Genomic DNA, 13,968 nt, shown 5'->3' on the forward strand with positions numbered 1-13,968 from the left:
ATGAGCGCACGTTTCGAGGCCAAGGTGATGGGTCTGGACGCCTTGCGTGAAGCGGTGGAGCAGGGGCGCCTGGCGCGCCCGCTGGTCTTTACCAACGGTGTGTTTGATATTTTGCACCGTGGGCATGTCAGCTACCTGGACGAGGCTGCCCAATTGGGTGCCTCGCTGATTGTCGGTGTGAATACCGATGCCTCGGTGCGCCGTCTGAACAAGGGGCCGGAGCGCCCCATCAATCCCGAGCAGGATCGCGCTGCCTTGCTGGCTGCGCTGGCCTGCGTGGATGCGGTGGTCTTGTTTGACGAGGACACGCCCGAAGCCCTGATCGCGGCGCTGCGTCCGGACTTGATCGTGAAGGGCGGCGACTACGATATGGAAGCCTTGCCTGAAACGGCGTTAGTGCGTAGCTGGGGTGGCGATGCAGTTGCGATTCCCTTCGAGTTTCAGCGTTCCACGACAGCACTGGTCAAGAAGCTGCGCGACTAAAAGCGCAGTACAAATTGATGTGTTGAATCCCGGCTTGGTCCGGGATTTTTTTGCTTCTAAGTCGTGAACTCGAGGTTCTGCTTTTAAAGGCCAGATTGCGGTGCCCAGTCTGTATTTTTTGCCAGCGCAGGCTTCAGGATGCCGGTTCAAGCAGATCGTTGACAGCACGCAGATCGTTTTCGTTCAAGGTGCCGCTGGCTGCTTTCAGGCGCAGGCTGTTCATCAGAACTTCGTAACGCGCTTGGGCCAAGCTACGTTGCGCTTCGTACAACTGCTGCTGGGCATTGAGTACATCGATGTTTACACGTACACCGACCTCGTAAGCCAGTTTGTTGGCCTCCAGGGCATCCTGACTGGATTTGGTGGCTGCTTCCAGTGCCTGCACACGGACCAGGCCTGTGGTGACGCCAGAGAAGTACTGGCGCGTCTGCTGGATGGATTGCTGAATAGCGAACTGATGATCGTAGCGGGCCTGTTGCAGGCGCGAGCTTTGTTCGCGTACTTGCGAGCTGGTTTCACCACCACGGAAAATCGGGATGCTTAACTCCAGACCTAAAGCGCTGTTCAGCGAACGTGGGCCACCGCCCGCTTGGCCAAACAGAGTCTGGTCGCTACCGCTGCCGGTTTGGGCTTTCAGGGCCAGGGTGGGTTCGTGCAGGGCCTGGGTGCTTTTCAACTGCTCTTCGGCAGCACGGGCCTTGATATCAGCCAGTGCCACGGTCAAGCCGGATTGGCTGGACTGATCCAGCCAGTCTTGCAAATTCGCAGGCTGCGGGGCGGGAAGACGCAAAGGCTCGCGCAGGCGCGCCAGCGTGTCATAACGCTCCAGCGTCAGCGCAGCTAGCTTGTCCTGAGCCACTTGCAGGGCATTTTCAGCCTGCAAGACGCCAGCCCGGGTCAGGTCCAGGCGCGATTTGGCTTCGTAGGTATCGGTAATCGTGGTGCCACCCAGCTGAAAGTTCTGATCAGCAGCACGCAATTGCTCGTCAATGGCGGCTTGCTGGGCTTTCAGGGTAGACAGCGTATCTTGCGCAGCCAGCACATCAAAATAGCTTTGGCTGACGCGCAGCATCAAATCTTGCCGATCCAGCGTCAGTTGAATATCCGCGCCCTGCGCCAGTAATTGGGCGCGTTCGTAACGGGCCCAGGCATTACGGTTGTACACGGGTTGGCTCAGCGTCAAGGTCCAGGCAGCTCGGTCACTGGAATGCTGATTGGACAGCTTGCTGGTTTGACGACGCTCCTGCAGTTCGGCTGTGCCGATGGCGCTGATCTGTGGCAACAGTTGTGCCCGGCTTTGGGGTACTTGTTCCTGATCGGCTTGATGCGCAGCTTGCGCAGCGCCAAACTGCGGTTCATGTGCCAGGGCCTGGTTCCAGGCCTGCAGCAGATCTTGCGACTGGGCGGTGCTACTTAAGGCAAGCAGCGAAAGCAATGCCAGGCGCAAGGGAGTCATGAACCGCATATGTGCTTAAAAGCGGAACTGCGAAACGGCGGTGCCGCGCAAAGGTTTGATCCAGGTATCGAACAGGGGGGTCGTCTCGAAGCTGGCCGCGCTGGTGCGAGTAATACGTACAGCCGTCATGACCGGGTTTTGACCGACCACTACAACCAGACGGCCGCCGATACAGAGCTGGTACTTCAGAGCATCAGGAATGGTGGGCACGGAGCCGGTGACCAGAATGGCGTCGTACTCGGTGGTGCCCCAGCCTGCGTGTGCGTCACCCACTTCAACCTTGACGTTGCGCACATTGTTGCGCTGCAGGTTTTCCTGGGCGAAAGCGGCCAGTTTGCTGTCAATTTCGATGGAGGTAACTTGTTGGGACAGGTGAGCCAGCAAAGCAGCCTGGTAGCCCGAGCCGGTACCAATTTCGAGCACACCGTCGCTAGGCTGCAGCAGCAGCTCTTGAGCCAGACGGGCTTCGACTTTGGGCGAGAGCATGGTCTCGTGCGTGTCCACGGCATTGATGATCAGTGGCAGCTCGGTGTCCGAAAAGGCCGAAGGGCGCAAGGACGAGGGAACAAAGCGTTCGCGCTGGACCTCGACCAATGCTTGCAGCACTTTTTCGTCGGATACGTTCCAGGGACGGATTTGTTGTTCCACCATGTAGTAACGGGCACGTTCGAGTTCAGACAGCGCAAAATGGTTCATAGCTTCCAGAAAACTAAAGGCTTGGCAAAGAGCCGATTATAAGCCAGCACATCGATAAAGATGCGCAGTTGGGCTTAGCAGGACGGCACCATTGCATGGAGCAAGGTGCTGGCGTTGTTGACGGCAATGGGCAAGAAGGTATCAAAATCCATGTGCGCTTCACTGTTGGCATTGTCTGAAATACTGCGTATGCAGACAAAAGGTACCTTGTTCAGATAGCACACCTGGGCAATGGCGCCACTTTCCATTTCGCAGGCTAAAGCGTTGAAGGTGGCGCTTAACCACTGTATTTTATCGTTACATGCGATAAATTGGTCGCCGGTAACAATTCGGCCCGTATGGACCTGGTGGCCTTCGATCTGCTGGGCGGCGGTTTGAGCCACGGTCAGCAGGGCGGGATCGGCGGGGAAATCGAAGGTATCCAGACGGAAAACCTGTCCCGGCGCCAGACCCAGGGCTTTCAGTTCCACATCGTGCTGGACCAGGGTATCGGCAATGACGATATCGCCCGGCCGGATGCTGGGCTCAACCGCACCCGCAATGCCGATATTGATAATGCTGCCCACGGCAAATTCCGAGATCAGCATCTGGGTGCAGGCGGCGGCGTTGACCTTGCCCACGCCGCAAACCACGGCCACAACGGGCTTGCCCAGATAGCTGCCGCGATGAAAATCCATGCCGGCGCGCTGGATGGTCTGGGGCTCTTGCAAGCGCTCCAGCACAATCTCCAGCTCTTCGCGCATGGCGACAATAATTCCAAGTGTAGACATAAGACAGGGGCCTTCAAGCGGCCCGATCAAACGGCACGTATCAGGACGATGGCCACAGTTTATGGAAGTGATGCACCGGACCGTGTCCGCTGCCCACTGTCAGTTCACCCGAACGGGCAATGGCTTCGTACAAGTACTTTTTGGCAGCCAGAGCAGCGTCAGGCACATTGCTGTATTGGGGTAGCAGGGCGGCCAGCGCAGCCGACAAGGTGCAGCCGGTGCCGTGCGTATTGGCAGTATCAATACGTTTGGCGGGCATTTCGATCATCTTGTCGCCATCGTGCAGCAGGTCTATGCAGTCCGAACCGGGCAGGTGACCGCCTTTCAGGAAGACCCAGCGTTGATCGCTGTGACTCATCAGGCGACGCAGACGCTCGGCAGCCTGACGCATTTCCTTGACGGTTTCTACCGGGCGGGCGTCCAGCAGGACACCGGCTTCGGGCAGATTGGGCGTGATCATGGTGCACTGGGGCACTAACTGTTCCCGCAGGGCATGGACGGCCGACTTTTCCAGCAGATGATCGCCGCTTTTGGCGATCATTACCGGGTCCAGCACCAGATGCCTAGGTTTGAAGTGAGCCATGCGCTCGGCCACCACGGTGGTGACGGCCTCCTGGCCCAACATGCCGATCTTGACACCATCAATGCGCACATCGGCAAACAGCGTATCAATCTGCTGGCGCACAAAGTCGGCAGGAACCGGGCTGATACCGGTTACCCCTTGAGTATTTTGTGCCGTCAAAGCGGCAATCACAGCGGTGGCATAAGCACCCAGGGCGCTCATGGCTTTGACATCAGCCAGAATACCGGCGCCGCCGGAGGGGTCAACCCCGGCAATGGTCAGCGTGTTGGGAATCATGTCTCAATCAGGTACGGGAGTGAATCAGCCCTTCGGTGGGGGAGCTGGGGTCGGCATCGTAGTATTTGCGGGGCACACGGCCAGCCAGATAAGCCTGACGACCGGCTTGTACAGCCAGGTTCATGGCGCTGGCCATCATCACAGGCTGGCGGGCACCGGCAATCGCGGTGTTCATCAGGACACCATCACAGCCCAGTTCCATGGCAATAGCCGCATCCGAGGCTGTACCGACACCGGCATCGACCAGCACAGGCACCTTGCTCTGATCGATGATCAGGCGCAGGTTCCAGGGGTTGATGATGCCCATGCCCGAACCGATCAGGGAGGCCAAGGGCATGATGGCTACACAGCCAATGTCTTCCAGCATACGAGCCTGGATAGGGTCGTCGGCGCAATACACCATCACATCAAAGCCTTCATCCACCAGGGTTTTGGCGGCTTTCAAGGTTTCGGGCATATTGGGGAACAGATTGCCGGAGTCGCCCAGCACTTCCAGTTTGACCAGTTTGTGGCCGTCCAGCAGTTCGCGGGCCAGACGCAAGGTACGCACGGCGTCCTCGGCGGTATAGCAACCCGCGGTGTTGGGCAGCAGGGTGTATTTGGAGGGGGGCAGGTAATCGAGCAGATTGGGCTCGTTGGCGTTCTGGCCGATATTGGTGCGGCGAATGGCCACCGTCACAATTTCAGCGCCGCTGGCTTCAATAGCCTGACGAGTTTCATCAAAATCTTTGTATTTACCGGTGCCTACCAATAGCCGGGATTGGTAGCTGGTTCCGGCCAGGATAAAGGGATCGTTGTTCACTGTTTGGGTCATGGTGGTGCTTTGTTGCGCATCCGTCTTTGTTGACGGATAAAGAATTGGTTTTTTGCAGGGCAAACACTGCAAGAATAATCCATTTGGCCGGTGCCCGCAGGAAAACCCGTATGCCGGCTTGCTGGTGTGCGATAGGGATTTGGCTCGGGCAGGGGGCTGGCCACGGATGCGAGCGCGATTGGCCTGTGGCTGTGGCAAATATATACCTTGGCATATTCGCCTTATGTTTAAGGCCATGCGCAAGGCCCCAATGCAGGCTGGCCCTGCCAGGGTTGCGATGCGAAAATTCTGTTGTTCCTCAAGAACGGGATTTTTCTTGAGGGATCCGTAGATTTCATCCGTTCTTTCTGTTTTATCGCTCGGACACAAGCCTCAGGTGCTGATGTACCTGGGGCTTGAGTTCGATTGGCATTGTTTGATTGTTAAAGGAGCACGTTCTTGGGCCCTGACCCTGAATCTGAAAGACGCACATTTGCGTTGCGCCCCGCGTTTCATGTCCGCATGAAACCCCATTGCGAATTGAGCACCGGCTCCAGGTTCTTCACGGTCTAAGACGTGTGGGGCGCTTCTGTGGCCGTGTGCCCAGGAGAATCTCATGCTGTTTTCCCGCCCTCACGATAGCTTGCAGCGCGCTTTGCGTATGGCTGTCGCCACTTACCGCCCTGTCGCCGTGTGCGACTTGCTGGCCTCGCACGGCACCCTGGCTTTTGCCCAGGCCTTGCCCGAGCTTTCGGCTCGTGTCCGCGCCGATGTTCTGGCCATGCTTCCCGAGTTTGATCGCAGTCAGGTCTACAACGCCATGCATACCGGCGTGCGAGTAGGGCATTTGGGTCGCCGCCGCACTCATGGCCCGTCGCCCAGCCTGTTCACCCTGTTCCCGCACCGCTACGGCACGCAGGACTGGCTGCGTGAGTATCGCCAGCCCCAGCGCTCTTGAGCACTGGACCCTACCCATTTTCTGTTCAACCTGTCACAGCAGACCAGCCCATGCGGGGTTCGCACCGTCATGGACGGCTGCTGTGGCTTTCATCAACCCAAAAGAGTGCTATGCCGCAAACCATTCCCTCTTCCTTGAGCAGCAAACCGTATCAGGACAACTCGCTGGCCGCCCAGGTCTGGACCCGCTCGGCGCGTCGCCCCAGTGTTGCACCGCTCAAGGGTCGCAAGCGTTGGTCGCGCTACGAGCGTCTGTCCTTTTCCATGCTGCTGTCTTCGTGGGGCATTTTGATTGTGGTGGTGAGCTGGCTGTTTTTCAGCAACTCGCACCTGGAAACCCGGACCAGTTCTACCTCCGGCTCGCATTCCAGCTTTTACATGGGTACCACGACGCCGTCGCCCGATGCGTCCAGCACCCAAGAGACCCGTTCTGATGGAGATCAACAATGACGGACCAAGGTAAAACGCCGCCGCTCTTTGGCAACGACGGCCAGCCCAATAACTGGATGCGCATCAGCATCCATGCCACCGAGCAGATCAGTGGCCTTCGTAAAAAGCTGGGCGTGGAAATTCCACAGACCTTGCAGAACAGTCCCACACAGGAAGGCCCCTTCAGCTTTGTGCCTGTGACGTTTCTGAACGTGGACAAGGGTCAGAAGAAAGCCAGCCGTGTGGTGTTCATCCTGAGCCGCGAAGCCTTGGTGTCCATTGAACCTGATCCCAGCCCCAAGCCACTGGCCCAGGCCCTGCAGCGCTTGCAGCGTGATGGTCGCGAGAACGACGCCTTTGAAAGCTTTGCGGTGATTTTGCAATCCATTAACGATGCCACCGATGAACTGCTGGACTCCCTGAGCCACGATCTGGGCAAGGTGCTGACTCAGACCAACGCCGTGCTCAACAGCCTGGAAACCAAGGACCGGGACTTTGGCGTCAGTGATGTGGTCTCCACCCAGATGGATTTGAGCGAAGTAGAAGAACTCTTGTCCGACTGCCTGGAAAGCCAATTGCAGCTGGCCATGGCTGCTCGTCATGCCCTGGCGCGTTTACCCGCAGATCAGGAAAAACTGAAGCCTGTTTTTCATACCCTGATCGACGACATCGAGGCCGTGGAAAAGCAGGTGAACTTTGTGCACGACCGCGTCCGCCTTTTGCAGACCACCAACAATATGGCGCTGAACGTGAAGCAGAACCAGATTGTGAAAGTGTTCTCGGTGGTGACCGCCGTGTTCCTGCCCGCCATGCTGATTTCAACCTACTACAGCATGAACTTTGCCTATATGCCGATTCTGCAATGGGAGCACGCCGAGATAGTGGGGATTATTTCCACCGCCTTGTTCTCCATGTTGCCGCTGATCTATGTGAAACACCGGGGCTGGCTGCGCTAGAGCGCGCTGCCTTTGATACTTAAATGAATGGGAAGAATTTCGTATGTTGAACACACTGAAAAGCAGTACCGAGGTGGCAACGGCAGGCTCGGATAAATTACGCGGACTGGTCTGGAATGAAGACTTGAGCCTGCAGTCGGACTCCAACGCGGCCGTCCAGCAGCGCCGTCAGGCCATTGACCGGGCGCGTGCCAACCGCCCACGCACCGCGCATATCGAGCGCGAAATCATGATTGCGGTGGTGGTGCTGTACATCCTGATTCTGGGCAGTTTTGCCGGTCTGCATTTGTATGGCCACTACATGGTTTCCCCGGAAGCGGAACAGGTACAAAGCGAGGACTAAGCCATGACTGAAAAAAAACAGGGGGGCGCGGTGGTGTCCAGCCTGAGCGACAAGCGCGGGCAAAAAACGGCATGGTTGCAGCTGTCGGCCAGCCGGCACGATGAACTGGCCGAGGCGCAAGCCAAACTGGGCCTGGACCTGAGCGTCAAACGGGGCCGTGCTGCCGCGGAAGAAGCGGGCTTTATTCTGATTCCCGTGGAGATGGTGATACGTCAGGGCCAGCAGTACCGCGAAACCAGCCTGCTGTTCGTCTTGAGCAAGGACCGCCTGATCAGCGTGGAGCAGGACGTGCGGGTTGATACCTTGGAGCGTGTCAGCCAGCAGTTGAACGCCAGGGTAGAGGCCGGGCACGCCGTGCCCAGTCCCGCTTCAATTCTGTTCATGATCCTGCAGGCTCTGAACGACCAGGCTCGTGCCACGATTTCCGATATTGCCGGGCGTCTGGACGAACGCAGCGATACGGTGGCGGCAGCCAGTGGCGGCTTTGATACCTCCGGCCGTCAGGCCGGGGTGGCGGATATTGCCAGTACCGCCATCGGTCTGGGAGAGGCCGAGGAGTTGGTCGCCAAAACCGTGGAAGGGCAATTGATGCTGGCTCGCGCAGGCCGTTGGCTGCGTCGTACGCCCGGTGGCGAAAGCGCAGAGAACCTGTCCATGTTGCTCTCCGACATTCAAAGCTTGCGTCGCTATGCCCGCTTTCAGCACGACAAGATCCGCAACTTGCAGCAGTCCTTGATGACCACGCTGGATTTGAAGCAGAACCAGGTGATCAAGGTCTTTACAGTGGTTACTGCAGTGTTCTTGCCGCCTACGCTGATCGCGGCGTTTTACGGCCAGAACTTTGCCAATATGCCCGAGCTGGAAATTATCGGTGGCGAGTGGCTGGTTATGGGCATGACCGCCGTATTTGCCTTGGCTCCCTTGGCCTATGTAAAGCGTAAAGGGTGGATGCGATGACGGCCCGTTTCAAGGATATGGCTTCCTGGCGGCGCTTGCAGGCCCCTGACCGTCAGGCACTGGAAGATCTGGGCAAGTTGTATCGCGTGGATTTGTTGCCACAAGCCCAGGCCAGCCTGGGGATGGCCACACGCATACGCTGTGTGCGAGTGAGTGACGAACAGATGCAGGTGTCTGACCTGATCTGGTGTTTGGGGCAGGATGATCAGCCTTTGTATACCGTGGAAACTGGCCATCGTCTGCTGCGTCCCGGCCAGGCTCTGGAGCGCTTGAGTGCCCAGGAAATGTCCTTGGCCAGCTCCCATGCCCTGGCTTTGACTTTGCTGTATCAATTGCTGGCTCAGACCTCGCAAGTGCTGGACCGTATTGATCAGGGCCTGAGTGTCTCGACCCTGTCCTTGCGCGGCTTTCTGTCCAATGTCGGCACGGACTATTCGCGCGGTGCCGAGGACATGATTGATCTGGACAGCCATATGGCAACCCTGCACAAACCGCTGTCTCATGTGATGCATTCCATTGACGATCTGGAGCAGGCCGCACAACGCTTGCGCCGCTGGGTGTATCAGGAAAAAAGCCTGGAGTTGAGCCGAGTGGACGAGCTGATTGCCGCCATTGAAGGCATGCAGCGCCGTGCGCATTTCGCCATTGAACGCCAGCGTTTTCATTGGCGTGCCGCCGGAGAGTCCGTGGCCATGAGCGACCTGAACGTGACCAAGGTCTTTACGGTGCTGTGGGCCTTGCTGGTGCCCGGTACAGCCTTGATCAACTGGTACGGTCAGAACTTCCATGTCATGCCCGAGTTATCTTGGGAGGGCACCATGTGGGTGCAGTTGGTGACCGTGTTGGTGTTGACGGCGGTACCGATCTGGACAATCAAGAAATCGGGCGCGTTGCGTTAAGGGGGAGTGCTGTGTGCTGGCCCGGTTAGGCGCTAACTCCTACCCGAATCAATTCGCGATTTTTGTCTTTCCACTGCGACGGTAAACACATCCTTAGCTTTTCAGAGCGGGGTGGCCGTCCCTGCACCAATGTGTAGAGGTATCCATGAATGCAAGCCGGTTTTTCCATCCCGATCACAGCGCCGTCGTACACCAGAGCCCGGTGCGTCTGGTACGCCGCGCCCACTGTGCGCTGAGCTACTACGCCACCCGCAGCGTGCCACAAGTGTTGCAAGCCTTGAATACCCAGCGCCATGGCCTGGCCTTTGATGAAGTGTTGCGCCGTCTGATACAGAGCGGCCCCAATCAAGTACGGGTACTGCGTTCCAGCCCTGCTGATCTGACCCAAGTGGTCCAGACCATGAAAAAACAAACCTGTCAGGTTCGCCGCGATTTGACCATGTACGATCTGGCACGGGATCACCAGTCCCGCGTGCCGGCTCGTATGCTCGTGACTGGCGATATCGTGCTGTTGTCTGCCGGTGATTACGTGCCGGCGGATCTGCGCTTGATCCATCAGGATCACCTGATTCTGAACCGCGCCATTTTGCAGGCCGCACCCGATACTTGCGCCATGGGCGACCGGGTTGTGGCCGGGACCGCACAAGGTGTGGTGGTGGCGACGGGTAATCAAACCTTGTTAGGAGTTCTGATGCGTGAACCTGTTCCTGTGGCCTGCGGCTGGCGTCGTGTGCTGGAGTGCAGTCCTTTTCAATTGGGCAAAGCCGCTTCTTTGGCAGCTGGCGTGGCCCTGTTTGGTCTTGCAGGAGCGCTGATGATGCCCAGCCACAGCCATGCTGAAACCTCGGTGCAGCTCTATGGCACTTTGGATGCCGGTTTGGGTTGGACTCGCGTGAGCGGCGAAGGCTCGCAGCGCGACGTGTTAAGCGGTGGGCAGACGGACTCGCTGTGGGGGATTCGCGGCCATGAGGATCTGGGCGATGGGCTGCGCGCCACCTTCAATCTGGAAAGCGGTATTGATCTGGCCACAGGCCGGGCCGAGGATTCCGGGCGTCTGTTCAACTATCAGGCCTGGCTGGGTCTGGGCAGTGATAACTGGGGCGAGCTGCGTTTTGGACGCCAGTACACCGTGGGCCAGGAATTTGTCTCTGCCATTGAAGTAGGTTCCTGGAAAGACTTTGGTATGGGCGCTTTGATGCGTGCTTCGGACAACTACCAGATCTCCAATCAGTTCAGCTGGCGCAGCCCGGAATGGGCGGGTATGCAGTTAGGCGCCAGCTATAGCGCGGATGTGGGCGAGCAGGGCCTGGGAGGGTCCCGCAGCAAACTCTATAGCCTCGCTTTGCGCTACGAGGACGGCCCCTGGCTGTTGGGGGCCAGTTACGAGAGCTTGAGTCGTGTCGAGTCCCATCGTCCTACGGCCTGGCAATTGGGTGCGAGCTATGACTTTGAGGTAGCCCGTCTTGCAGCTGGCTGGAGCCGTCAGAGCAATGGCTTTGTGGGCCTGAATGGTGATGATGGTCCTGCCCATCTGCAAGACAAGGGCTTGGAAGGCTTGGGCCCGGCGGAGTTCATCAACGGTGGCCGACTGGACACCTGGTATGTGGGCACGGCGATTCCTGTAGGCAAGGGCGAGTTCCAGCTGCAATGGTCTTTGGGCCGTCCGAACTGGACCTGGGAGGATACCGATGAGCGCGCACGTCGCATTCAGGTGATGTCTGTGGGCTACGTGCATGCCTTGTCGCCCCGCACCAGCGTCTATGCCTTTGCGGCTCAAGGACGTCGCTTTGATATGGAAACGGCAGCCAGTGCCAGCGAACCGCGTAGCAGCCGTGTGGCTTTGGGTGTGACGCATCACTTCTAATGAAATGGCCGGTTTCCTGCACCTGAGTCCGTGTTCTTACTGGCCCTGGCGCAGGAAGGTCGGGCAGGGCTGAGTGCTTGTGGGGACGGCTCAGGAGACATATCCCTAAGTATAAATTTGATGTCTGCAAGGCGATGGAAAGTGTGCCAATGCCTGGCAGACAAGCCCACACTCAGATGCGAAAATACTGTTGGTGCAAAAACCGTTGCACCTTCTTTTTTAACTACTCACGTTTAAAAGTAAATGGACCCTGATCCTTCTTTATGGCTTTGTTCCTGTAAAGGACAAGCCTCCTTAATGACCAGTCAATTGGACACTGGACCACAAAGCGGCTCCCTCTGATGAGGTGAGCACTCTTTCTGGACCCCTGTGTCCGAAGGAGAATGCTATGTTCCGCCTCAACCTGTTTCGTTCCGCCCCACACAACAACGCTCTGCAAGACGCTCTGCGCCTGGCCGCATCCCGCCAGCGTCAAGGCTACCTGCTGGAGCTGCTGCAAACCCACGGCGCTTGCGAGTTTGCTTACGCACTTAATGACCTGTCCGGTCGCACCATCGAAAATGCACTGTCCACACTGCCTACCGTGGAGCGCAGCCAAGTCCTCAAGCATCTGTCCCGTCGTGCCAAAGCCCGTCTGAACGATGTAGAAGGCTTTCGCTACCAACCCACTCATGCCGTGCTGACACTGCCTTCTTTTGTGATGTAAGAGCTTGGCAGATGCCCCTGACATTCGGGGCGTAACCCGGCGCCGCGGCAATGATCTGTGCAGAGATCTTTGGGCGGGCATGGCTTTATAGCTATGCCCGCCTTTTTGATTGCAGCCTGAACGCACTTCTTTTTTTTACGGCCCTGCAGGGCGAACAGTTGTTTTCATCGATGATCTGTCGTGAGCAGACGACGCTTGCGACGCTCGCAATCAGAATCCCCGTCTTTTCATGTCATAATTTTGGAATGAGAATGATTATTGATTAGTTTGATCGGGGTCTATGGACTATCCGTCAGCGCCCATAGGGATGGGAGATTTCTATCAAGATCACCGTAGCTGGTTGTTGCGGTGGTTGCGCGCGCGTCTGCATTGCAGCTTTACGGCGGAAGATCTGGTTCAGGACACCTTTGTGCGTCTGCTGTTGGCCCCCTCTACCGTTCATCATTTACGTCATCCTCGTGCGTTTTTGGCTGCCACGGCCAGAAGGCTGTTAATTGATCGCAGCCGACGCATGGCGGTTGAGCAAGCCTATCTGGAAGCCTTGGAGGCGACCTTGGCCGAAGGGGCGCAAGCACCCTCGGCAGAGCAGTGCGCCCAAACCCTGGAGGCGCTGGCCTTGTTGGCTCAGGCTTTGGACGAGTTGCCCGCGCGGGCTCGCATGGTGTTCCTGAGCTGCTATCTGGATGGGGAAACGCAATCAAGCGTGGCCAAGAGCTTGGGGGTTAGCGAACGCACTGTGCGTAATGATCTGGTGCAGGCTTTGCTCCATGTTCAGACCTTGATTCCAGCTTGAGCCCCATGTCCAACGAGGAGATAGAGCGACAGGCCGCCCAATGGGTTGTGCTCTTGTCTGATCCCGAACAATTCACCGAACAGGCCCAAGCCGAATTCATGGCCTGGCGTGCGCAGGACCCGCGTCACGAAGCGGCGGCCGCAGGTATGGAAGCGGTCTTGGGCAGAGTCAGAAAACTGGCGGTACATGCCAATACCACCCCTGGCCGTAGTGCGCTGGATGCAGGGTTGTCGGCTCGACCCAAGCTGTTGCGTGATTGGCGTCAGGGCATGATGCTGCTGCTCTGGGCTGTGGTGTTTATCTTGCCGATTCTGGCCTTTGTATTGCCCTGGTCCAATCAGTCCGTACAGACCGCTGCCGGAGAATGGCGCAGTGTGGTGCTGGAGGATGGCACTCGTTTGGAGTTGGCCGGAGCATCACAGGTCAAGGTTTTGTATAGCAAGCAGTACCGGGATATTGAGCTGCTGGAAGGGCAGGTCCGGGTGGTGGTAGCCAAGCAGCCGGATCGACCCTTGCGGGTCTTGAGCAGTCAGGCGGTATCGCAAGCCTTGGGAACTGAATTTATTGTGCAGGAACAGCCGCAAGGCACGCTGTTGACGGTGCTGTCTTCTCGGGTGCTGGCTTATCCGCGCCCCCAGGGCCCGCAAGCCGCTCGCGAGTTGGGGCCCGGCGATCAGGTGCAGATCAATGCGCAAGGCCTGGGGGCGAACCGCCAGACCGATGTAAGCCGTGTCATGCGCACTTGGGACCAGCGGCAGTTGCTTCTGGAGCATGTGCCTTTGACGCAGGCTCTGGAGCAGATCACCCGCCAGTACTCCGGCAAAACACAGATCAATCCGCAAGGTATGGAAGGTTTGACGGTCAGCGCTGTCTTGCCTGCCGACAAGCCCTTGTCGGCTCTGGCTTTGCTAAAGGACTTGTATCCCCGATTGCAGGTGCAGAACCTGTCAGACCAAGGATTGATGATTAATTTCAGGCCTTGATTGCCGCTTTTTTGAGCTCGTGCG

The 13,968-nt window shown here is 57.8% G+C and carries 16 protein-coding genes; 11 read left to right on the top strand and 5 right to left on the bottom strand.

The window, feature by feature from the left end; all coding sequences use genetic code 11:
• Positions 1-483, top strand: a complete 483-nt coding sequence (gene rfaE2, locus ACU6HM_RS11775; RefSeq protein WP_009458698.1) for a D-glycero-beta-D-manno-heptose 1-phosphate adenylyltransferase — start codon at positions 1-3, stop codon at positions 481-483.
• 133 nt (positions 484-616) lie between these two features.
• On the opposite strand, the gene ACU6HM_RS11780 is transcribed toward rfaE2, so the two are convergent.
• From ACU6HM_RS11780 to ACU6HM_RS11800, 5 genes are all read right to left on the bottom strand, one after another.
• Positions 617-1,939: a TolC family outer membrane protein gene (locus tag ACU6HM_RS11780; protein ID WP_088452020.1), complete on the bottom strand. Its 1,323-nt coding sequence runs from the start codon at positions 1,937-1,939 to the stop codon at positions 617-619.
• Positions 1,940-1,954: 15 nt separating this feature from the next.
• Positions 1,955-2,635 carry a protein-L-isoaspartate O-methyltransferase family protein gene (locus tag ACU6HM_RS11785; protein WP_035270341.1) on the bottom strand — a complete coding sequence of 227 codons (681 nt, stop codon included), beginning with the start codon at positions 2,633-2,635 and terminating at the stop codon, positions 1,955-1,957.
• A 74-nt stretch (positions 2,636-2,709) separates the two neighbouring features.
• Complete coding sequence (locus ACU6HM_RS11790) at positions 2,710-3,405, bottom strand: 5'-methylthioadenosine/adenosylhomocysteine nucleosidase (protein WP_035270343.1); 696 nt, start codon at positions 3,403-3,405, stop codon at positions 2,710-2,712.
• A gap of 40 nt (positions 3,406-3,445) precedes the next feature.
• A complete protein-coding gene (gene thiD / locus ACU6HM_RS11795) occupies positions 3,446-4,264 on the bottom strand; it encodes a bifunctional hydroxymethylpyrimidine kinase/phosphomethylpyrimidine kinase (protein ID WP_336974072.1) in 819 nt (272 codons plus the stop codon).
• A 7-nt stretch (positions 4,265-4,271) separates the two neighbouring features.
• Positions 4,272-5,078 carry a thiazole synthase gene (locus ACU6HM_RS11800; RefSeq protein ID WP_009458704.1) on the bottom strand — a complete coding sequence of 269 codons (807 nt, stop codon included), beginning with the start codon at positions 5,076-5,078 and terminating at the stop codon, positions 4,272-4,274.
• A 595-nt stretch (positions 5,079-5,673) separates the two neighbouring features.
• On the opposite strand from ACU6HM_RS11800, the gene ACU6HM_RS11805 reads away from it, so the two are divergent.
• The 10 genes from ACU6HM_RS11805 (at position 5,674) to ACU6HM_RS11850 (ending at position 13,944) form a co-directional block, all read left to right on the top strand.
• Positions 5,674-6,015: a hypothetical protein gene (locus ACU6HM_RS11805; RefSeq protein ID WP_009458705.1), complete on the top strand. Its 342-nt coding sequence runs from the start codon at positions 5,674-5,676 to the stop codon at positions 6,013-6,015.
• Positions 6,016-6,125: 110 nt separating this feature from the next.
• Positions 6,126-6,464 (top strand): hypothetical protein, encoded by a 339-nt coding sequence (locus tag ACU6HM_RS11810; RefSeq protein WP_179136473.1) that lies wholly within the window; start codon positions 6,126-6,128, stop codon positions 6,462-6,464.
• Positions 6,461-7,399: a CorA family divalent cation transporter gene (locus ACU6HM_RS11815; protein ID WP_009458707.1), complete on the top strand. Its 939-nt coding sequence runs from the start codon at positions 6,461-6,463 to the stop codon at positions 7,397-7,399. The genes ACU6HM_RS11810 and ACU6HM_RS11815 overlap by 4 nt, the downstream gene beginning before the upstream one ends.
• A gap of 43 nt (positions 7,400-7,442) precedes the next feature.
• On the top strand, positions 7,443-7,742 hold the full coding sequence (locus ACU6HM_RS11820) for a hypothetical protein (protein ID WP_009458709.1): 300 nt from the start codon (positions 7,443-7,445) through the stop codon (positions 7,740-7,742).
• A gap of 3 nt (positions 7,743-7,745) precedes the next feature.
• Entirely contained in the window at positions 7,746-8,699 is a 954-nt protein-coding gene (locus ACU6HM_RS11825) for a magnesium transporter CorA family protein (RefSeq protein ID WP_446763842.1), read from the top strand.
• Positions 8,696-9,598 (top strand): CorA family divalent cation transporter, encoded by a 903-nt coding sequence (locus ACU6HM_RS11830; RefSeq protein WP_009458713.1) that lies wholly within the window; start codon positions 8,696-8,698, stop codon positions 9,596-9,598. The genes ACU6HM_RS11825 and ACU6HM_RS11830 overlap by 4 nt, the downstream gene beginning before the upstream one ends.
• A gap of 145 nt (positions 9,599-9,743) precedes the next feature.
• Positions 9,744-11,462: a porin gene (locus ACU6HM_RS11835; RefSeq protein WP_369325882.1), complete on the top strand. Its 1,719-nt coding sequence runs from the start codon at positions 9,744-9,746 to the stop codon at positions 11,460-11,462.
• Between the two features lie 388 nt (positions 11,463-11,850).
• Entirely contained in the window at positions 11,851-12,168 is a 318-nt protein-coding gene (locus ACU6HM_RS11840; RefSeq protein ID WP_446763843.1) for a hypothetical protein, read from the top strand.
• A 280-nt stretch (positions 12,169-12,448) separates the two neighbouring features.
• On the top strand, positions 12,449-12,961 hold the full coding sequence (locus tag ACU6HM_RS11845) for a sigma-70 family RNA polymerase sigma factor (RefSeq protein ID WP_250756160.1): 513 nt from the start codon (positions 12,449-12,451) through the stop codon (positions 12,959-12,961).
• 5 nt (positions 12,962-12,966) lie between these two features.
• Positions 12,967-13,944, top strand: coding sequence for a FecR family protein (locus ACU6HM_RS11850; protein WP_446763844.1), 978 nt, complete (start codon positions 12,967-12,969; stop codon positions 13,942-13,944).
• The last annotated feature ends 24 nt before the right edge of the window (positions 13,945-13,968 follow it).

It is taken from the genome of Alcaligenes sp. RM2 (assembly GCF_052931795.1).